The organism is Ideonella sp. BN130291 (genome assembly GCF_036231905.1).
GTDB lineage: Bacteria > Pseudomonadota > Gammaproteobacteria > Burkholderiales > Burkholderiaceae_C > CAMLIZ01.
Genome location: NZ_JAZARE010000004.1, coordinates 365,717 through 387,170, shown reverse-complemented (window position 1 = coordinate 387,170; position 21,454 = coordinate 365,717). Strand labels below are relative to the sequence as shown.

Here is a 21,454-nt window from a genome sequence, read left to right as displayed (position 1 = left end):
CCGTGCGGCCCGAAGCCGGCTTAGATCAGCGGCGTGTTCTTGTTGTGCTCGTCGTCCAGCAGGCGATGGACCGGCAGTGCGCCGATGCTGGCGTGCTGCGCGGTGGCCGGGGCCACTGCCGCGCTGGCCGCCGCATGGTCCGCCGGCAGGATCTCTGCCGCCGGTGCCACCAGCACGTCGCTCAGGCTCACCTTCGGCTCGGCAGCAGGCGTTGCCTTGCTGAACCACACGTCGGCCATCTCGTGCGAGGCGCCGTCGGTGGTCTTGTAGCTGCCCACCAGGCCCAGCAGGTTGCCGTGGTCCACCTGGCTGCCGGCCTGGTGAGCCAGGCTCAGCTCGCTGATGCCCAGCTCGCTCAGGCCCTTCATTTCGCCGGCCTCCACCTTGGCGTCGTGGTTGCCGTCCACCCACACCTTCAGCTTGTCCCAGTTGGCGTCGTGCAGGTTCAGCACGCCGTCGTGGTTGCTGTCCTCCATCGCCATCGCGTTGAAGCCGTTGCCGGCGCGCTGGCCGTTGGCGCCGACGGTGGCCACGCCGAAGAGCTCACGCCCGTCGTTGATCTGGCCGTCGCCGTTGCGGTCCATCACCAGCAGGCCGTCGTTGCCACCCACCCAGCCCACCTGCGAGGCATGGCCGGTGGCGTTGAGGTCGAAGCTCACGCCCTGGGCCGCGCTGCGGGTGCTGACGCCATTGCCGTCCAGGTCCAGCACGATCGGCGAGGCCGCCATGTAGGCGTCCAGCTGCGAGCCGGACATCACCGCCACGTCCGCCGTCTCGAAGGCCGACACCTGGGACATCGTCATCGCGGCGATGTCACGGGTCTCGAGCGCCAGGATCTGGTCGGTCGTGAAGGCCACGATCTGGTCCGTGGTCAGGGCATGCACCTGGGCCGTGGTGAGCGCCGCCACGTCGGCGGTGCTGAGCGCCGCGAACTGGTCGGTCGTCAGCGCAGCCACCTGCGCGGTGGACAGCGCCGCCACCTGGGCGGTGGACAGGGCCGTCAGGTCCTCGGTGGCCAGCGCCTGGATCTGCGCCGTGCCCAGCGCAGCCAGCTGGGCGGTGCTCAAGGCAGCCACCTCGCTGCTGATGAGCGCGTCGATCTGGCTGGTGGACAAGGCGGCGATGGCCGAGGTCCGCAGGGCTGCCAGGTCGGCCGTTTCCAGCGCGGCGATCTGCTCGGTGGTGAAGGCCGCTGCCTGGGCCGAGGACAGGGCCGCGAACTGGGCGGTGCCCATCGCGTTCAAGTCCTCGGTGGCAAAGGCCGCCACCTGCGCGGTGGTCAGGGCCGCGATGTGGGCCGTGGTCAGCGCTGCCGCTTCGGCGGTGGTGAGGGCGTCGATCTGCGCCGTGGTCAGCGCGGCGATCGAGGAGGTCTTCAGCGCCGCGAAGTCGGCGGTGTCCATCGCCGCGATCTGGTCGGTGGTCAACGCTGCCACCTGGCTGGCGCTGAGCGCATTGGCCTGCGCGGTGGTGAGCGCCGCCACTTCGGCGGTGGTGAGCGCCGCGATGCCGTCGGTGGTGAAGCCGCGGACCGCCGCCACGCTGAGCGCTGCCACGTCGGCCGTCTCCATCGCCGCGATCTGCGCGGTGGTGAGGGCGGCCACCTGCTGGCTGGTCAGCATGGTCATCTGCAGGGTGCCCAGCGCATTCAGTTCGGCCGTGCTGAGCGCGGCCACCTGGGCCGTCGTCAGCGCCGCCACCTGGGTGGCCGACAGGCCGGCCATCTGGTCGGTGGTGAGCGCGGCGATCTGCGCCGTGCTCATGGCCACCAAGCCAGCGGTGGCCAGGGCCCTCAGGTCATTGGTGCTCAACGCCGCCACCTGGTCGGTGGTGAACGCAGCCACCTGCGCGGTGCTCATCGCACCCACCTGGGCCGACGTGAGCGCCGCCACTTCGGCAGTGGTCAGTGCCGCGATGGATGCGGTGCCCAGGGCGCGGATGCCGGCCGAGCTGATGGCCGCCAGGTCGGCGGTCTCCAGCGCGGCGACCTGCGCGGTCGTCATGGCGGCCACCTGCGCCGTGGACAGCGTCGCGAACTGCGCCGTGCCCAGGGCATCGAGGTTGGCGGTGGACAGGCCGGCCACCTGGGCGGTGGACAGCGCAGCCACCTGGGCGGTGCTGAACGCCGCCACCTCATCGGTGCTCATCGCACCGAGCTGGGCGGTGCTGAAGCCACGCAGGGCTGCCGTGCTGAGCGCACGCAGGTCCGCGGTTTCCAGCGCCGCCACCTGGTCGGTGGTGAACGCGGCCACCTGGGCGCTGCCGAGCGCCGCGAACTGCGCGGTACCCAGGGCGTTGAGTTCAGCCGTGCTCAGCGCGGCCACTTGCGCCGTCGTCAGCGCTGCGGCCTGGGCCGAGGTGAGTGCGGCCATCTGGTCGGTGCTGAGGGCACTGACCTGCGCGGTGCCCAGGGCCGCCACCGTGGCGGTGCCCAGGGCCCGCAGGTCGGCAGTGCTCAGTGCGCCGATCTGGTCGGTGCTCAGCGCTGCGGCCTGCGCGGTGCTCAGGGCCGCCACCTGCGCGGTGGTGAGCGCGGCCACTTCGGCCGTCGCCAGGGCGGCGATGCCGGCGGTGCCCAGGGCGCGGATGTTGGCCGTGCTCAGGGCGGCCAGGTCGGCCGTTTCGAGTGCAGCCACTTGCGCGGTGGTCAGCGCAGCCACCTGGGCTGTGCCCAGCGCGGCGAACTGTGCCGTGCCGAAGGCATTCAGCTCGGCGGTGCCCAGCGCGGCGATCTGCGCCGTGCCGAGAGCAGCCACCTGGGCGCTGCTGAGCGCGGCGGTTTCATCGCTGCTGAAGGCGGCGATCTGCGCCGTGCTCATCGCACGCAGCGCGGCGGTGCTCATCGCCCGCAGGTCGGCGGTTTCCAGGGCAGCGATCTGGTCGGTGGTCAACGCCGCCGCTTGCGCGCTGGTCAGCGCGGCAAACTGCGCGGTGCCCAGTGCGGTCAGTTCGGCGGTGCTCAGTGCAGCCACTTGCGCGGTCGTCATCGCGGCCGCTTGAGCGCTGGTCATGGCGGCCATCTGGTCGGTGGTGAGCGCGGAGACCTGCGCGGTGCTCAGGGCCGCGATGGTCGCGGTGCCCAGGGCACGCAGGTCACCGGTGCTCAGTGCGGCGATCTGGTCGGTCGTGAGCGCCTGCGCCTGGGCGGTGCTCAGGGCGGCGACTTGCGCGGTCGTCAGGGCAGCCACTTCAGCGGTGGTCAGGGCGGCGACAGCGGCCGTGCCGAGGGCGCGGATGCTGGCGGTGCTCAAGGCGGCGAGGTCAGCGGTCTCCAGGGCGGCCACTTGCGCGGTGGTCAGGGCAGCCACTTGCGCCGTGCTCAGGGCAGCGAACTGGCCGGTACCCAGGGCATCGAGGTTGGCGGTGCTCAGGCCAGCCACTTGTGCGGTGGTCAAGGCTGCCACCTGCGCCGTGCTCAGCGCAGCCATCTCGTCGGTGCTCATCGCCGTCAGCTGAGCCGTGCTCATCGCACGCAGCGCGGCGGTGCTCATCGCACGCAGGTCAGCAGTCTCCAGCGCAGCAACCTGGTCGGTGGTCAACGCAGCTGCTTGGGCGCTGGTCAAGGCAGCGAACTGTGAAGTTCCCAGGGCCGTCAACTCGGCCGTCGTCAGGGCGGCCACCTGCGCGGTCGTCATGGCAGCCGCTTGCGCGCTGGTCATGGCGGCCATCTGGTCGGTGGTCAACGAAGAGATCTGCGCGGTGCTCAGGGCCGCGATCGTCGCGGTGCCCAGGGCACGCAGGTCCGCCGTGCTGAGCGCAGCGACCTGGTCGGTCGTCAGGGCTTGCGCTTGCGCGGTGCTCAAGGCGGCTACTTGTGCCGTCGTGAGCGCTGCCACTTCAGCGGTCGTCAGGGCCGCAATCGCGGCCGTGCTGAGGGCACGGATGCTCGCGGTGTTGAGTGCCGCCAGGTCAGCGGTCTCCAGGGCGGCCACTTGCGTGGTGGTCAGGGCAGCCACTTGCGCCGTGCTCAGGGCAGCGAACTGGCCGGTACCCAGGGCATCGAGGTTGGCGGTGCTCAGGCCAGCCACTTGTGCGGTGGTCAAGGCTGCCACCTGCGCGGTGCTCAGGGCAGCGGTTTCGTCGGTGCTCATCGCAGCCAGCTGGGCGGTGCTCATCGCCCGCAGCGCGGCGGTGCTCATCGCACGCAGGTCCGCGGTTTCCAGCGCAGCCACCTGGTCGGTGGTGAGCGCTGCCGCCTGGGCGCTGGTCAGCGCAGCGAACTGCGCGGTGCCCAGGGCAGTGAGCTCAGCCGTGGTCAGAGCGGCCACCTGCGCGGTCGTCATCGCAGCGGCTTGTGCGCTGGTCATGGCGGCCATCTGGTCGGTGGTCAGCGCAGAGATCTGCGCGGTGCTCAGGGCCGCGATGGTCGCGGTGCCCAGGGCACGCAGGTCACCGGTGCTCAGGGCGGCGATCTGGTCCGTCGTCAAGGCTTGCGCTTGTGCGGTGCTCAAGGCGGCCACTTGCGCGGTCGTGAGCGCTGCCACCTCAGCGGTGGTCAGGGCAGCGACTGCAGCCGTGCCGAGGGCGCGGATGCTGGCCGTGCTGAGCGCAGCCAGGTCCGCCGTTTCCAGGGCGGCCACTTGCGCGGTCGTCAAGGCAGCCACTTGCGCGGTGCTCAGGGCAGCGAACTGACCGGTGCCCAGGGCATCCAGGTTGGCGGTGCTCAGGCCAGCCACTTGTGCGGTGGTCAAGGCTGCCACCTGCGCCGTGCTCAGCGCAGCCATCTCGTCGGTGCTCATCGCGCCGAGTTGGGCCGTGCTCATCGCACGCAGGGCTGCGGTGCTCATCGCTCGCAGGTCGGCGGTCTCCAGCGCAGCCACCTGGTCGGTGGTCAGTGCGGCAGCCTGGGCGCTGGAGAGCGCGGCGAACTGAGCCGTGCCCAGCGCCGTCAGCTCGGCGGTGCTCAGTGCAGCCACTTGCGCGGTCGTCAACGCAGCCACCTGCGTGCTGGTCATCGCGGCCATCTGGTCGGTGGTGAGCGCGGAGACCTGCGCGGTGCTCAGGGCCGCGATGGTCGCGGTGCCCAGGGCACGCAGGTCACCGGTGCTCAGGGCGGCGATCTGGTCAGTGGTGAGGGCTTGGGCCTGGGCGGTGCTCAAGGCGGCGACTTGCGCGGTCGTGAGCGCTGCCACTTCAGCGGTGGTCAGGGCGGCGATCGCGGCGGTGCCCAGGGCACGGATGTCAGCGGTGTTCAACGCCGCCAGGTCGGCCGTCTCCAGGCCGGCGACCTGCGCGGTCGTCAGCGCAGCCACCTGGGCCGTGCCCATCGCAGCAAACTGCGCGGTGCCGAAGGCGTTCAGGTCAGCGGTGTCCAGCGCCGCGATCTGGGCGGTGCCCAGGGCTTGCACCTGGGCCGTGGTCAGGGCGGCCAGCTGGTCGGTGGTGAGGGCATCCACTTGCGCGGTGCTCATCGCACGCAGGCCGGCGGTGCTCATCGCACGCAGGTCACCCGTTTCGAACGCGGCCACCTGGGCGGTGGTCAGCGCAGCCACCTGGGCGCTGCTGAGCGCGGCCACCTGGGCCGAGGTCATGGCCACGATGTTGGCGGTGCTCAGGCCCGCCAACTGGTTCGGGTTGGTCACCAGCGCCGCGATCTGCGCACTGGTGAGGGCAGACACCTGGTCGGAGGTGAGCGCAGCGATCTGGCCGGTGCCCAGCGACGCCAGGGCGGCCGTGCCCATGGCACGCAGGTCGGCGGTTTCCATCGCCGCGATCTGGTCGGTGGTGAGCGCTGCCGCCTGGGCCGTGCTCAAGGCGGCCACCTGGGCCGTCGTGAGGGCCGCGATCTCAGCGGTGGTCAGCGCGGCGATGGCGCCGGTGCTCAGCGCCCGGATGCTGGCGCTGTTCAGCGCGGCCAGGTCGGCCGTCTCCAGCGCAGCCACCTGGGCGGTGGTGAGCGCCGCCACTTGCGCGGTGCTCAGGGCAGCGAACTGGGCGGTGCCCAGCGCATCGAGGTTGGCGGTGCTCAAGCCCGCCACCTGGGCGGTGGTGAGCGCAGCGACTTGCGCGGTGCTCAACGCGGCCATCTCGTCGGTGCTCATGGCCTCCAGCTGTGCGGTGCTCATCGCACGCAGCGCCGCGGTGCTCATGGCCCGCAGGTCCGCGGTTTCCAGCGCAGCCACCTGGTCGGTGGTCAGCGCAGCAGCTTGCGCGCTGGTCAGCGCAGCGAACTGCGCGGTGCCCAGGGCCGTCAGCTCAGCCGTCGTCAGTGCAGCCACCTGCGCGGTTGTCATGGCAGCGGCTTGCGCGCTGGTCATGGCGGCCATCTGGTCGGTGGTCAGCGACGAGATCTGCGCGGTGCTCAGCGCCGCGATGGTCGCGGTGCCCAGGGCACGCAGGTCGCCGGTGCTCAGCGCGGCAATCTGGTCGGTGGTCAAGGCTTGCGCTTGTGCAGTGCTCAAGGCGGCCACTTGCGCGGTCGTGAGCGCTGCCACTTCGGCGGTCGTCAGGGCGGCAATCGCACCCGTGCTCAGGGCACGGATGCTGGCGGTGCGCAGGGCAGCCAGGTCAGCCGTTTCCAGGGCGGCCACTTGCGCGGTCGTCAGGGCCGCCACTTGCGCGGTGCTCAGTGCGGCGAACTGACCGGTGCCCAGGGCATCCAGGTTGGCGGTGCTCAGGCCAGCCACTTGGGCGGTCGTCAGCGCGGCCACCTGGGCGGTCGTCAGGGCAGCCGATTCATCGGTGCTCATTGCTGCCAGCTGCGCCGTGCTCATCGCGCGCAGCGCGGCGGTGCTCATCGCACGCAGATCGGCGGTTTCCAACGCGGCCACCTGGTCGGTGGTCAGCGCGGCAGCTTGCGCACTGGACAGTACAGCGAACTGCGCGGTGCCGAGCGCATTCAGCTCAGCGGTGCTCAGCGCGGCCACCTGGGCCGTCGTGAGCGCAGCGGCTTGTGCGCTGGTCATCGCTGCCATCTGGTCGGTGGTCAACGACGAGATCTGCGCGGTGCTCAGGGCCGCAATCGTCGCGGTGCCCAGGGCACGCAGGTCCGCCGTGCTGAGCGCAGCGACCTGGTCGGTCGTCAGGGCTTGCGCTTGCGCGGTGCTCAAGGCGGCCACTTGGGCGGTCGTCAGCGCAGCCACTTCGGCGGTGGTCAGGGCAGCGACAGCGGCTGTGCTCAGGGCACGGATGCTGGCGGTGCTCAGTGCCGCGAGGTCGGCGGTTTCCAGCGCAGCGACCTGTGCCGTGGTGAGAGCCGCCACTTGTGCGGTGCTCAGCGCAGCGAACTGGCCGGTGCCCAGGGCATCGAGGTTGGCGGTGCTCAGGCCGGCCACTTGTGCGGTCGTCAGGGCCGCCACTTGCGCGGTGCTCAGGGCAGCGGTTTCGTCGGTGCTCATCGCAGCCAGCTGGGCGGTGCTCATCGCCCGCAGCGCGGCGGTGCTCATCGCACGCAGGTCCGCGGTTTCCAGCGCAGCCACCTGGTCGGTGGTCAGCGCTGCCGCCTGGGCGCTGGTCAGCGCAGCGAACTGCGCGGTGCCCAGGGCAGTGAGCTCAGCCGTGGTCAGCGCGGCCACCTGCGCGGTCGTCATGGCAGCAGCTTGCGCGCTGGTCATGGCGGCCATCTGGTCGGTGGTCAGCGCAGAGATCTGCGCGGTGCTCAGGGCCGCGATGGTCGCGGTGCCCAGGGCGCGCAGGTCGCCGGTGCTCAATGCAGCGATCTGGTCGGTCGTCAGCGCCTGGGCCTGGGCGGTGCTCAGCGCGGCCACTTGCGCGGTCGTCAAGGCAGCCACTTCGGCGGTGGTCAGGGCGGCGATCGCCGCTGTGCCCAGGGCGCGGATGTCCGCGGTGTTCAGGGCGGCCAGGTCGGCCGTCTCCAGGCCGGCAACCTGCGCCGTGGTGAAGGCAGCCACCTGGGCGGTGCCCATGGCGGCAAACTGCGCTGTGCCGAAGGCATTGAGGTCAGCCGTGTCCAGCGCCGCGATCTGCGCCGTTCCCAGCGCCTGGACCTGGGCCGTGGTCAGTGCGGCCAGTTGGTCGGTCGTGAGGGCATCCACCTGCGCGGTGCTCATCGCACGCAGCGCGGCGGTGCTCATCGCCCGCAGGTCGGCTGTCTCGAACGCAGCCACCTGGGCTGTGCCGAGTGCGGCCACCTGGGCGCTGCTGAGCGCAGCCACCTGGGCCGAGGTCATGGCCACGATGTTGGCCGTGGTCAGGCTGCCCAGCTGGTTGGGGTTGGTCACCAGCGCAGCGACCTGGGCACTGCTCAGCGCGGCCATCTGGTCGGTGGTCAGCGCCTCGATCTGGCCCGTGCTCAGGGCGGCCAGCGCGGCGGTGCCCATGGCCCGCAGGTCAGCGGTTTCCAGCGCGGCAATCTGGTCGGTGGTGAGCGCGGCGGCCTGGGCCGTGCTCAGGGCGGCGACCTGGGCGGTGCTGAGCGCCGCCACTTCGGCGGTGGTCAGCGCGGCGATGGCGCCGGTGCTCAGGGCGCGGATGCTGGCGGTGCTCAGGGCGGCCAGGTCGGCAGTCTCCAGCGCAGCCACTTGTGCGGTGGTGAACGCCGCCACTTGTGCGGTGCCGAGCGCCGCGAACTGGGCGGTGCCCAGGGCGTCGAGGTTGGCGGTGCTCAGGCCGGCCACTTGCGCGGTCGTCAGCGCGGCCACTTGTGCGGTGCTCAGTGCGGCCGCCTCGTCGGTGCTCATGGCCGCCAGCTGCGCGGTGCTCATCGCACGCAGCGCGGCAGTGCTCAAGGCACGCAGGTCGGCGGTGTCCAGCGCCGCCACCTGGTCGGTGGTGAGCGCGGCGGCCTGGGCGCTGGAGAGCGCGGCAAAGTGCGCCGTGCCCAGGGCGTTCAGTTCAGCGGTGCTGAAAGCAGCCACCTGGGCCGTGGTGAGCGATGCCACCTGAGCGGTGCTCAGCGCGGCCATCTGGTCGGTGGTGAGCGACGACACCTGGGCGGTGGTCAGCGCCGCGATGGCGGCCGTGCCCAGGGCCCGCAGGTCGGCGGTTTCCAGGGCAGCGATCTGGTCGGTGGTCAGCGCCTGGGCCTGGGCAGTGCTCAGGGCGGCCACTTGCGCGGTGCCCAGTGCCGCCACTTCAGCGGTGGTGAGCGCGGCCACCGCGCCGGTGGACAGCGCGCGCACGGCAGCGGTGCTCAGGGCCGCCAGGTCGGCGGTTTCCAGCGCGGCGATCTGGGCCGTGGTGAGCGCGGCCACCTGGGCGCTGCTCAGGGCGGCGAACTGCGAGGTGCCGAGGGCGTTGAGCGCGTCGGTGGTCAGGCCGGCCAGCTGGGCGGTGCCCAGCGCGGCCACCTGCGTGCTGGTGAGCGCGGTGGTCTGGTCGGTGCTGAATGCAGCGAACTGGGCGGTGGACAGGGCGGCCACGGCCGCGGTGCCCAGGGCGCGGATGTCGGCGGAGAACAAGGCCGCCACCTGGTCGGTGGTGAGCGCGGCCACCTGGGCCGTGCCCAGCGCGGCCACCTGCGCGGTGGTGAGCGCGGCCACTTCGGCGGTGGTCAGCGCCGCGATGGCGGCTGTGCCCAGGGCACGGATGTTCGCGGTGTTCAGGGCGGCCAGGTCAGCGGTTTCCAGCGCGGCCACCTGGGCCGTGGTGAGCGCTGAGGCTTGTGCGGTGCTCAGCGCCGCGAACTGGGCGGTGCCCAGGGCGTCGAGGTTGGCAGTGCCGAGGCCGGCCACCTGCGCGGTGGTCAGGGAGGCCACCTGCGCCGTGCTCAGCGCCGCCATCTCGTCGGTGCTCATCGCGGCCAGCTGCGCCGTGCTCAGGGCACGCAGCGCAGCGGTGCCGAGCGCACGCAGGTCAGCGGTCTCCAGTGCAGCCACCTGGTCGGTGGTGAGTGCGGCGGCTTGCGCGCTGCTCAGCGCGGCGAATTGCGCGGTGCCCAGGGCGTTCAATTCGGCCGTGCTCAGCGCCGCCACCTGGGACGTGGTGAGCGCCGCGACTTGCGCGGTGCTCAGGGCGGCCATCTGGTCGGTGGTGAAGGCGCTCACCTGGGCGGTGCCCAGCGCGGCGATGGTCGCCGTGCCCAGCGCACGCAGGTCGGCCGTTTCCAGCGCGGCCACCTGGTCGGTGGTGAGCGCGGCGGCCTGGGCGGTGCTCAAAGCGGCGGCCTGGGCGGTGCCGAGCGCGGCCACTTCAGCCGTGGTCAGGGCGGCGACCGAGGCGGTGCTCAAGGCGCGGATGCTGGCCGTGCTCAAGGCCGCCAGGTCCGCAGTTTCGAGGGCGGCCACCTGCGCGGTGGTGAGCGCCGCGGCCTGTGCCGTGGTGAGCGCAGCGAACTGCGCCGTGCCCAGGGCATCCAGGTTGGCGGTGCTCAGGCTCGCGATCTGCGCGGTGCCCAGGCCGGCAACCTGCGCGGTGCTGAGCGCGCCGATCTGGTCGGTGGTCAGCGCGCCGATCTGGGCGGTGCTCAAGGCATTCAGCGTCGCTGTGCCCAGGGCGCGCAGGTCGGCCGTGCTCAGGGCGGCGATCTGGTCGGTGGTGAGGGCGGCGGCTTGCGCGGTGCTCAGTGCCGCCACCTGCGCGGTGGTGAGCGCGGCCACTTCGGCCGTGGTGAGCGCGGCGATGGCCGCTGTGCCCAGGGCGCGGATGTTGGCGGTGTTCAGCGCGGCGAGGTCCGCCGTTTCCAGCGCGGCCACCTGGGCCGTGGTGAGCGCGGCCACTTGCGCGGTGCCCAGGGCAGCGAACTGCGCGGTGCTCAGCGCATCAAGGTTGGCGGTGCTCAGGCCCGCGACTTGCGCGGTGGTCAGGGACGCCACCTGCGCCGTGCTCAGTGCGGCGATCTCGTCGGTGCTCATCGCCTCCAGCTGCGCCGTGCTCAGGGCCCGCAGCGCGGTGGTGCTCAGCGCACGCAGGTCGGCGGTTTCCAGTGCAGCGACCTGGGCCGTGGTCAGGGCAGCTGCTTGTGCGCTGCTCAAAGCCGCAAACTGGGCGGTGCCCAGCGCAGTCAGCTCCGCGGTGCCCAGTGCGGCCACCTGCGCGGTGGTGAGCGCGGCAGCCTGCGTGCTGGTGAGCGCGGCCATCTGGTCGGTGGTGAGCGCGGCCACCTGGGCCGTGCTCAAGGCAGCAACGGTCGCGGTACCCAGCGCACGCAGGTCGCCCGTGCTCAACGCGGCGACCTGGTCGGTGGTGAGCGCGGCGGCTTGTGCGGTGCTCAGCGCGGCCACCTGCGCTGTTGTCAGTGCAGCCACTTCGGCGGTGGTCAGGGCCGCGATCGCGGCCGTGCCCAGGGCGCGGATGTTGGCGGTGCTCAGCGCGGCCAGGTCAGCGGTTTCCAGCGCGGCCACCTGGGCCGTGGTGAGCGCTGCGGCTTGCGCGGTGCTCAGCGCTGCGAACTGGGCGGTACCCAGCGCGTCGAGGTGGGTGGTGCTCAGGCCCGCCACCTGCGCGGTGGTCAGCGCGGCCACCTGGGCGGTGCCGAGCGCGGCCACGGCATCGGTGCTCATCGCGTCGAGCTGGGCCGTGCTCATGGCACGCAGCGCGGCGGTGTTCAGCGCGCGCAGGTCGGCCGTTTCCAGCGCGGCCACCTGGTCGGTGGTGAACGCGGCGGCTTGCGCGCTGCCCAGGGCGGCGAATTGCGCGGTACCCAGGGCATTCAATTCAGCAGTGCTCAGCGCACCCACCTGCGCGGTGGTCAGCGCAGCGGCCTGCGTGCTGGTCATGGCCGCCATCTGGTCGGTGGTGAGCGCGGCGACTTGCGCGGTGCTCAGCGCCGCGATGGTGGCGGTGCCCAGCGCACGCACGTCGGCCGTGCTCAAGGCAGCAACCTGGTCCGTGGTGAGTGCCGCGGCTTGTGCGGTGCTCAGCGCGGCCACTTGTGCGGTCGTCAGCGCGGCCACTTCGGCGGTGGTCAGCGCAGCGATGGCGGCCGTGCCCAGGGCGCGGATGTTGGCGGTGTTCAGCGCGGCGAGGTCAGCGGTTTCCAGCGCAGCCACCTGCGCGGTGGTGAGGGCTGCTGCCTGTGCGGTGCTGAGCGCAGCGAACTGCGCCGTGCTCAGGGCATCGAGGTTGGCAGTGCTCAGGCCGGCGACCTGCGCCGTGGTCAAGGCTGCCACCTGGGCGGTGCCCAGGGCCGCCATCTCGTCGGTGCTCATGGCAGCGAGCTGCGCCGTGCTCAGGGCACGCAGCGCAGCGGTGCTCAGCGCACGCAGGTCTGCGGTTTCCAGCGCCGCCACCTGGTCGGTGGTGAGCGCCGCGGCTTGCGCGCTGCTCAGGGCCGCGAAGTGGGCGGTGCCCAGCGCGTTCAATTCAGCGGTGCTCAGTGCGGCGACCTGGGCCGTGCTCAGTGCGCCCACCTGCGCGGTGGTCAACGCTGCCATCTGGTCGGTGGTGAACGCTGCGGCTTGCGCGGTGCCCAGCGCGGCGATGCCGGCGGTGCCCAGGGCGCGCAAGTCGGCGGTTTCCAGCGCGGCCACTTGTTCGGTGCCCAGCGCGGCCACCTGAGCCGTGCTCAAGGCGGCCACCTGGGCGGTGCCCAGGGCGCGCACTTCATCGCTGGTCAGCGCGGCCACGGAGGCGGTGCCTAAGGCGCGGATGCCGGCCGTGGTGATGGCGGCGATGTCTGCTGTCTCCAGCGCGGCCACCTGGGCCGTGGTGAGCGCGGCGACCTGCGCCGTGCCCAGCGCGGCGAACTGCGCCGTGCTCAAGGCATCGAGGTTGGCAGTGCCCAGGGCCGCCAGCTGCGCGGTGCTCAGTGCGGCCACCTGCGCCGTGGTCCACGCGGCCATCTGGTCGGTGCTCAAGGCATCGAGCTGGGTGCTGCTGAAGGCGCGCAGCGAGGTGGTGCTGATCGCACGCAGGTCCGCGGTCTGGAACGCGGCCACCTGCGAGGTGGACAGCGTCGCGATGCCCAGCGTCGGGATCGCGGCCATCTGCGCGGTGGTGAGCGCCACGATCTGGTCCGTGCTGAACGCCGCCCAGTCCTCCGTGGTCAAGCCGGCGATCGTGGTGGTCGAGAGACCGGCAATCTGGGAGGTCGAAAGCGCCGGGATGATCGTGGACATGTCTTTGTTCCTTTTGCCTTGTTGTGGCAAGTGGTACGGCCTACCAAGATCCGGGTGCGCAACACGCGGCACACGGCCTTCCGGCCCTTTCGATGTCGGTTTATCGGCGACCGGCCGATTGACTTAAGCGGACACAAAAAAAGGGTGCATCAGCACCCGGGGAACGTGAATAAGCCCGCAAGGGCCGCAGCGGCAGTGACTTTGTGCCGTGACGCGCCGCATCGGAAGCCGCCACCATGGCGCTGGAGGCCTACTGCAGCCAGTTGTAGATGCCGCCGCCCAGCGACCACAGCAGCGCGTTGGCCTGCTGGCCGTCATAGAGTGCATTCACATAGGAGATGCGCAGGTTGTAGTGGTCACCCTCGGCGGCCATCACGTCGAACAGCGAGCGCTTGCCCAGCTGCTGCCATTGCTGCAGCGTGAAGTTGCGCACACGGTCGCTGTCGCGCAGCACATCGACGATGCGATGCGCGCGGTCGAAGGCGCTGGACGCCTGCTCATGCACGTCGATCACGCGGGCCCTGCGCGCTTCCAGCGCATCAGCCTTCTGCAGCCGCACCGCGTCGGCCCGCTTCTTGGCCGCATCGGCCTGCGGGTCGGCGGCGGCGTTGTACAGCGGCACGTTCACATTCACGCCGGCGGACCATCCGCTGGGGTTGCCGGTGCCCAGCGCCTTGGTGCCGGACACCGACCAGTTGACCTGCGGCTTCTGCGCCGCCACCACCGCACGCGCCAGCGCCTCGGCGGCGTTGGCCTGCGCGCCCAGGGCCACGATGTCGGCCGCACGCTCGGTCTGCGCCAGCACCTCGTCCATCGCCGGCAGCCGCGTCAGCACCGATGAGAAGCCCTGGCCCACCGGCAGGCCGTCGCCGACGAAGCGGCGCAGCCGGGCTTCCATCTGGCGCACGTTGGACTGCGCCTGCAGATAGGACAGCTGGGCCTGCTGCTGCGTCTTGCGCGCCTGCACCAGCTCGCTGGCGCGGCCCTTGTCGGCCGCCACGATCTGGCCCAGCGCCTCCACCAGGCAGCTCATCTTGCGCGCGTACTGCTGGTACACCTGGGCCTGCAGCCGGTAGCGCCCGCGCTCCAGTGCCAGCGACACCGCCTGGAAGGCAATCTGTTCCTGCGTGCTCAGCATGCCCTGGCGCGCCGATTCGGCCAGCTGCGTGCGCCAGCTGGTGAGCTGGTTGATGCGCCCGCCGTCGAACAGCGGTGCGCTGATGCTCAGCCCGCCACGTACCTGGCCGCCGGCGCCTTCGCTGACGCCGTAGGCTGTGCTGCCCTGCCCGCCCACCGAGCCGGTGAGCGCCACCTGCGGCAGCGCACCGGCCTTCACTTCCTGCACATCGCTCACGGCAGCCTCCGCCAGCAGCTTGGCGGCACCCACCGAGTTGCTGCGGCTGATGGCGTCGCGCACCATGGACTGCAGTTCCACCCGCGGCTCGGCCGGCGGCACCGGGGCGCTTTCGGCGCCCTGGAACTCCACCGCGCTTTCGTCGATGCAATTGCTCGCGGCAGCCGGCAACACACACGCCAGCGCCAGCATCGGCACGACTGCGCGGGGGTTGAACTTCAGGGCCATCATGCGAACTCCGGACATGGCAGCCGCGGGACTGCGGCCATGGTCGGAATTTCATCGCGGTCGGCGCGATGGCAGCGGGTGGAAACGACGGCGAATCGCGGTGCTATTCAGTGGGGCGGGGCGCGCGGCGGCCGGTGTTGCGCGATGATGCGCGCATGCCCGACACCCCGCTCCACGGCAGCTTCGACGACGTGCTCGCACTGGCCAGCGCCGAACTGCGGCCGGTGTGCCAGGCGCTGCACCAGGCCATCCTGGCGCTGCACCCGCATTGCACCCAGGTGGCCTGGCCGCGGCAGAAGATCGCCAGCTACGGCGTGGGGCCGCACAAGATGAGCGAGCACTATGCCTACATCGCCGTGCAGCCCCGGCACATCAACCTGGGCTTCTACCGCGGTGCCATGCTGGACGATCCCGCCGGCTTGCTGGAGGGCACCGGCAAGGGCCTGCGCCACATCAAGCTGCGCAGCGTCGAGCAGGCTGTGCAGCCGGCCGTCATCGCGCTGCTGCGGCAGGCGATCGCCGAGCGCCGGCAGGCAGCCCCCTCACCCTGAAAGGAAGACCTTGAAGCTCATCGGCATGCTCGACTCCCCCTACGTTCGCCGGGTGGCGATCTCGCTGCAGCTGCTGCAGCTGCCCTTCGAGCACCAGTCGCTGTCGGTGTTTCGCACCTTCGATGAATTCAGCCGCATCAACCCGGTGGTGAAGGCGCCCACCCTGGTGTGCGACGACGGCCAGGTGCTGATGGATTCCACGTTGATCCTGCAATACGCCGAGGCCCTGGCGCAGCCGCGCAGCCTGCTGCCACGCGGGCTGCCGCAACTGCAACGCGACTTGCAGCTCACCGGCCTGGCGCTGGCCGCGCTGGAAAAGAGTGTGCAGATCGTCTACGAGCGTGGGCTGCGCCCGCCGGAGAAGCTGCATCAGCCCTGGGTGACCCGGGTCACCGGCCAGTTGCTGGCCGCCCTGAGGCTGCTGGAGCAGGCGCTGGCCGAGCGCCCGCTGGAGGCCAGCAGCGCCACGCTCACGCAGGCCGGCGTCAGCGTGGCGGTGACCTGGCACTTCGTCCAGCAGATGCTGCTCGAAGTGGTGCCGGCCGACCGGCATCCTCAGCTGGTGGCCTTTTCCGCGAGGGCGGAGGCGTTGCCGGAGTTCATGGCCGCGCCGCATGGGGAGGGCGTGGTCGCCGCCCCCGCCCACCGGGCCTGACGCCATGCCATCGGCCACCCCGCCGGCCGGTTATTCCGGCACGCCATTGCCCAAGAAGCTGGGCATCGTCGGTGGCACCCGCCTGCTGTTGCTGAACGCGCCGGCGGACTTCACCGAGCTGCTGCAGCCCTTGCCGGATGGCGTGGTGTTCATGCGGCACGCGGGCCAGGACGTGGACATCGTCCACCTGTTCGCCACCCAGCGCGACGCCTTGGGCACCGACCTCGCGTCGCTGCGGCGAACGCTCGCGCCCAACGCCACCGTGTGGGTGTCCTGGCCCAAGAAGGCCTCTCGCGTGCCCACCACCCTCACCGAGGACACCATCCGCGAGCTGGCGCTGCCCATGGGCTGGGTCGACGTGAAGGTGTGCGCGGTGGACGCGGTGTGGTCGGGCCTGAAGCTGGTGGTGCGCAGGGAACATCGCTGATCCGGGCCATGATCGAACTCGCCTTTCGAACCGCCACCGCCGACGACGCCCTGTGCCTGGGCGTGCTGGGCACCCAGGTGTTCCTGGACACCTACGCCACCGGCGGCATCCGGCCGTCGCTGGCGCGCGAAGTGCTCGCGCATTTTTCGACCGAGGCGATGGCGCGCCTGCTGGCCGCCCCGGACACGGTGCTCCTGCTGGCCGAGTCGCAGGCCCACCTGGTGGGCTTTGCCCAGCTCGCGCCGGGAAAGGGTCACGCACGGGTGCAGGCCCGAGCCCCGGTGGAGCTGGCACGGCTGTACGTGCAGGAGCCCTTCACCGGCCGCGGCGTGGGGCGCGCGCTGCTGCAGCAGGCCGAGGCCAGGATGGCGGCGCAGGGTGCCGACGTGATGTGGCTCACCGCCTGGGTGGGCAATGCGCGGGCGCTCGCCTTCTATCCGCGCCAGGGCTACCGCGAGCAGGGCGTGACCTCCTACGAGTTCGAGGGCGAGGCCTACGAGAACCGGCTCTTCGCCAAGCCCCTCGGGCCAGGCGGGGGTGACGGGGCCGCAGCGGCCCGCCAAGAGTCACCTGGTTGACACCCGGGCTGCGGGCGCAGGCCTAGACTGGGCCGGCACCCTCCGGGTGCCACACCCACAACAGCCAGGAGACCAGCCATGAACCTCTTCAGGCGACGCCTGTCGTTTGCCGTCGCCGGCCTCGGTGCCGGCCTGCTCACCGCAGGGTGCGCCAGCCCCGCGACCACCCCGCCGGCCGCACCCGTGAGCGACTGGCAGAGCTTTGCGGCCGCCGACGGCACCCTCGTCCACTATCGCCGCTGGCTGCCCACCGGCAAGCCCCGCAGCGTGGTGCAGGTGGTGCACGGCGCGGCCGAGCACAGCGGGCGGTATGACCGTTTTGCCCAGGCGCTGGTGCGCGAGGGGCATGCCGTGTATGCCACCGACCACCGCGGCCATGGCCGCACGCGGCTGCGCTCCGGCCAGCTGGGCGACGCCGGGCCGGACGGCTGGAACCGCATGGTGGACGATGAGATCGCGTTGACGCAGCGCCTGCGCGCCGCCCACCCCGGTGTAAAGCTCACGCTCTTCGGCCACAGCCTGGGCTCCTTCATGGCGCAGGACTACATCACGCGCCGGCCCGAGCTGCTGGACGCGCTGGTGCTGAGCGGCACCTCCTACGGCCCGCCGCCGCCCAAGCCGCTGCTGGACCTGCTGGAGACGGCCACCAAGGCCAACCCGCTGGCGCCGTCCGAGGTGTGGGTGAACATCTTCAAGGACTTCAACAAGCCCTTCACCGGCCAGCCGGGTTTCGAATGGCTGAGCCGCGACCCGGCCGAGGTGGCCAAGTACATGAACGACCCGCTCGCCGGCTTTGGTTTCAGCAACGAGCTGGTGCGCGACTTTTTCGTCGGCATGGCCGCGCTGCGCGACCCGGCGCGCGAGGCGCGCATCCCCAAGACCCTGCCGGTGCTGGTGATCCAGGGCGAGAAGGATCCGGTGGGCGAGAACTTGAAGGGGACGCAAGCCCTGCTGGACCGGCTGAAGGCGCTCGGCCTCACCCGCGTGGAGCACCGCTTCTATCCCGGCGCGCGCCACGAGGTGCTCAACGAGACCAACCGCGGCGAGGTGCAGCGCGACGTGATCGGCTGGCTGGCGAAGACGGTGGGCTGAGCCGTCGCGCGAACGTTCAACGCTCGCGGAACGCCTCGCGCGACTTCAGCATCGGCTGCAGCAGGAAGCTCATCACCGTGCGTTCCTGCGTGTTCACTTCCACCGCGCCTGTCATGCCCGGCAGGATGGGCAGGGCCTCGCCGTGGGCCTTCAGGCTGGAGCTGTCGGCCCGGATGAGCGCGCGGTAGTAGGTGTTGTCCCCGCCACCCTGGCGCTCGGCATCGCCCAGCGCGTCGGGGCTGATGTATTCGACCGTGCCGCGAAGGCCGCCGTAGATGTTGTATTCGTAGGCGGAGAGCTTGATCTCGGCCGTCTGCCCCACGCGGATGAAGCCGATGTCGGCCGGCTTCACGCGCGCTTCGATCAGCACGCGCGGCCCCAGCGGCACGATCTCCATGATGGGCGCGCCGCCGGCGACCACGCCGCCCACGGTCATCATCCGGATGTTCTTCACCAGCCCGCGCACCGGCGACTTCAGCACCGTGCGGCGCAGCTGGTCCTCGCGCACCACCTGCTGCTCCTGCAGCTGCGCCAGCTCGCTGCGCACACGCACGAGCTCGGTGCTGGCCTCCTGGCGGAAGCGGTTGACGCGCTCCTGGTTCTGCAGCTTCAGGTCGTTGACCTGGCGGCGCAGCCGCATCACTTCCACATCCGACAGCAGGCCCTTGGAGGCCATGGCCTCGGCCACGTGCAGCTCGCGCATCACCAGCTCGATGCTGCGGGCGTTGGCCGCCACCGAATCATCGAGCGAATAACGGCGTGCGGTGTAGGCCGCGGTCTCGGCCTCCACCACGCCCGGCAGGGCCAGCACGTCGGGTGGGAACTGCAGCGGCCGGCCGGTGGCTTCGGCCTGCAGCCGGGCCACGGTGGCGTGCAGCGCCAGGCGCTTGGCCTGGCCTTCGTTCTGCTGCGCTTCGAAGCGCGTGGGGTCCAGGTGCGCCAGCACCTGGCCGGCGTCCACCGCCTGGCCCTCGCGCACCAGCAGCTCGCGCAGGATGCCGCCTTCCAGGCTGGCGATCACCTGCTCGCGCGCCTCGGGGATGATGCGGGCGTCGGCACGCGTGATCACTTCCACATGCGCGAGGCTGGCCCACAGCAGGCCGGCCACCACCGACAGCAGCATCAGGTACAGCGCCCAGTTCACCTGCGGCGTGCCCTCCACCACATGGGCGGCATTCACGCTGCTCATGAACGCGGCGTCGCCCGGCTCCACCCGGCCGGCCAGCGCCAGCGGCTTGTCGCGGCCGAACATCAGGCGGCCTGCCTTTGCAAGGCCAGGTCAGGCACCGGCGGTGCCGCGGGTGATGGCTGCGCAGCGGGCGGCGCTGCGGGCGCCGCGGCGGCGGGTGCGACCGGCGCGGCGGGCTTCACGCCGGCGAGCGTGTTCAGCACATCGGCCTTGGGGCCGTCGAGCGCCACCTTGCCGCCGTCGATCACCACCACGCGATTGGCCAGCTCCAGCACCGCCGGGCGGTGCGTCACCATGATCAGGGTGCAGTTTCCGGCGGCCTGCGCCAGCTGGCGCAGAAACATCATCTCGGACTGCGCATCCATCGAGCTGGTGGGCTCGTCCATCAGCAGGATCTGCGGCCGCGTGACCAGGCTGCGCGCCAGGGCCACCAGCTGGCGCTGGCCGCCGGACAGCAGACCGCCCATCTCGCCCACCGGCAGCTCCCAGCCCATGGGGTGTTGCGCCACCAGGCGGTCCAGCCCGGTCAGGCGCGCCACCTCGGCCAGCTGCGTGGCGTCGGCCGTAGAGCGGCCCATCAGCACGTTGTCACGCAGGGTGCCGTTGAACAGGCGCGGCTCCTGCGACACGAAGCCCACGCGGGCGCGGTAGTCCAGCGGGTCGATCTGGCGCAGGTCGATGCCGTCAGCTTCCACCATGCCTTCGGTGGGCTGGTACAGCCCGCCCAGCAGGCGCAGGATGGTCGACTTGCCGCTGCCGATGCGCCCCAGGATGGCCACGCGCTCGCCCGGCTGGAAGCGCAGCGTCACGCCCTTCAGAACGCGCGGCGCCGGCACGTTGCCGGCGGAAGGGGTGGCGGGGTAGGCGAAGGCCACTTCGTGCAGCCCGACGCGGCCGCTGAGCTTGCGCATGGGCACATAACTTCGCCCGGGCTCGCGCTCGTTGGGCAGCTCCATCAGCCGGTTGAGCATCTGCATCGCCCCGCTCGCGCCCTGGTAGCGCGTGGCCAGCTGCACCACGCTGCCCAGCGGCGCGATCGCGCGGCCGGCGATCATCACCGCGCCCACCAGCGCGCCGGGGCTGATGGTGCCGTCGTGGATGAGGTACACGCCCCACACCAGCATGATCAGCGTGATCAGCTGCTGCGAGGTCATCGACAGGTTGTTGGTGAAGGCGGACAGCGCCCTCGCCTTCAAGGCGGTTTCGGTGGCAGCGGCCGTGGCGGCTTCGTAGCGGCTCAGGAAGCGCCCTTGGGCGCCCGCGGCCTTCACGTCCTCCAGCCCTTCCACCGCTTCCACGAGCACGCCCTGCAGGTCGGCATGGTGCTGCATGTTGGCGCGCATGGAGCGCTTGAGCGAGCCCTGGATGGCGAAGGCCAGGCCAAGCAGGATGGGAATGGCCAGCACCAGCACCCAGCCCAGCGGCCCGCCCACCACGAACACCATGGCGACGAAGAGCACGATGAACGGCAGGTCGCTGATGGCCGACAAGGTGGCCGAGGCGAAGAAGTCGCGCACGATCTCGATCTGCGCCAGGTGGTGGGCATGGCTGCCGGCCGACTCCGGCTTGTGCTCCATGCGCACGCCCAGGGTCTGGCGGAACAGCAGCGAGCCGATGATGAGGTCGGTCTTCTTGCCGGCCATGTCGATCAGGTGGCTGCGCAGCTGGCGCGCCAGCAGGTCGAAGGCCAGCGCAATGCCGCCGCCGATGGCCAGCGTCCACAGGGTGACGAAGGCCTGGCGCGGGATCACCTTGTCGAACACCACCGAGGTGACCATGCTGATGGCCAGCATCAGCACGTTGGACAGCAGCGCGGCCAGCATGGCCGAGCGGTAATACGGAATGAAGCGCTTGAGCGTGCCCCACATCCAGTGCTTGGCCGGGTCGCGCACCGCGTCTTCGCCGCGCGGCGGCACGGGCTGCTGCGCCTGCGGCGTGGCCACCAGCGCATATCCGGTGTACTCGGCCGACAGCTCGGCCTCGCTGGCCACGCAGCTGTGGAACTCCGGGCCCGGCATCACCACTTCGTACTGCACCGCGCCGCCATTGGGCGGCACGCGGCGCGCCTTGACGATGCAGGCGTCGGCGCCCTTGAGCAGCAGCACGGCCGGCAGCAGCAGCGCCGGCACGTCGGCCACCGAGCGGCGGATCAGCCCGGCGTTGAAGCCGGACTCGCGCATCAGCTTCACCGCCTGGTCCGGGCCCAGCGGGCCCTCCAGCACCAGCCCCGCGAGCAGGGCCTCGGGCGAACGTTCGCGCCCATGGTGGCCGCTCAGCCACACCAGCGAATGCAGCAGCGCATCGTCGGCGCGCACCTGCTGGCCGCCCACCTGCCCTTCACCCGCGCCAGCGCTACCGCGCGGCATGGCCGCGAAGTTCGCCTCGTCGGGGAGGAAGGGGTCCTGGCGTTGCTGCACCGGTGTC

General features: G+C 71.3%; 9 protein-coding genes. 5 read left to right on the top strand and 4 right to left on the bottom strand.

Annotated features, from left to right (window positions below; translation table 11 throughout):
- Positions 1 to 20: 20 nt before the first annotated feature.
- Entirely contained in the window at positions 21 to 12,956 is a 12,936-nt protein-coding gene (locus VPH43_RS10930) for a hypothetical protein (RefSeq protein ID WP_328577719.1), read from the bottom strand.
- A gap of 250 nt (positions 12,957 to 13,206) precedes the next feature.
- On the bottom strand, positions 13,207 to 14,541 hold the full coding sequence (locus tag VPH43_RS10925) for a TolC family protein (protein WP_328577718.1): 1,335 nt from the start codon (positions 14,539 to 14,541) through the stop codon (positions 13,207 to 13,209).
- 152 nt (positions 14,542 to 14,693) lie between these two features.
- Here VPH43_RS10925 and VPH43_RS10920 point away from each other — a divergent pair, with 152 nt between their 5' ends.
- The 5 genes from VPH43_RS10920 (at position 14,694) to VPH43_RS10900 (ending at position 17,841) form a co-directional block, all read left to right on the top strand.
- Positions 14,694 to 15,089 carry a DUF1801 domain-containing protein gene (locus VPH43_RS10920; RefSeq protein ID WP_328577717.1) on the top strand — a complete coding sequence of 132 codons (396 nt, stop codon included), beginning with the start codon at positions 14,694 to 14,696 and terminating at the stop codon, positions 15,087 to 15,089.
- A gap of 10 nt (positions 15,090 to 15,099) precedes the next feature.
- Entirely contained in the window at positions 15,100 to 15,744 is a 645-nt protein-coding gene (locus tag VPH43_RS10915) for a glutathione S-transferase family protein (protein WP_328577716.1), read from the top strand.
- A gap of 4 nt (positions 15,745 to 15,748) precedes the next feature.
- Complete coding sequence (locus tag VPH43_RS10910) at positions 15,749 to 16,171, top strand: DUF3052 domain-containing protein (RefSeq protein WP_328577715.1); 423 nt, start codon at positions 15,749 to 15,751, stop codon at positions 16,169 to 16,171.
- Between the two features lie 8 nt (positions 16,172 to 16,179).
- Positions 16,180 to 16,749, top strand: a complete 570-nt coding sequence (locus VPH43_RS10905; protein ID WP_328577714.1) for a GNAT family N-acetyltransferase — start codon at positions 16,180 to 16,182, stop codon at positions 16,747 to 16,749.
- Between the two features lie 78 nt (positions 16,750 to 16,827).
- A complete protein-coding gene (locus VPH43_RS10900) occupies positions 16,828 to 17,841 on the top strand; it encodes an alpha/beta hydrolase (protein ID WP_328577713.1) in 1,014 nt (337 codons plus the stop codon).
- Positions 17,842 to 17,857: 16 nt separating this feature from the next.
- Here VPH43_RS10900 and VPH43_RS10895 read toward each other — a convergent pair whose 3' ends face one another.
- Both VPH43_RS10895 and VPH43_RS10890 read right to left on the bottom strand, forming a co-directional pair.
- Positions 17,858 to 19,093, bottom strand: a complete 1,236-nt coding sequence (locus VPH43_RS10895) for an HlyD family type I secretion periplasmic adaptor subunit (RefSeq protein ID WP_328577712.1) — start codon at positions 19,091 to 19,093, stop codon at positions 17,858 to 17,860.
- A complete protein-coding gene (locus tag VPH43_RS10890) occupies positions 19,093 to 21,447 on the bottom strand; it encodes a type I secretion system permease/ATPase (protein WP_328577711.1) in 2,355 nt (784 codons plus the stop codon). The genes VPH43_RS10895 and VPH43_RS10890 overlap by 1 nt, the downstream gene beginning before the upstream one ends.
- Positions 21,448 to 21,454 lie beyond the last annotated feature (7 nt).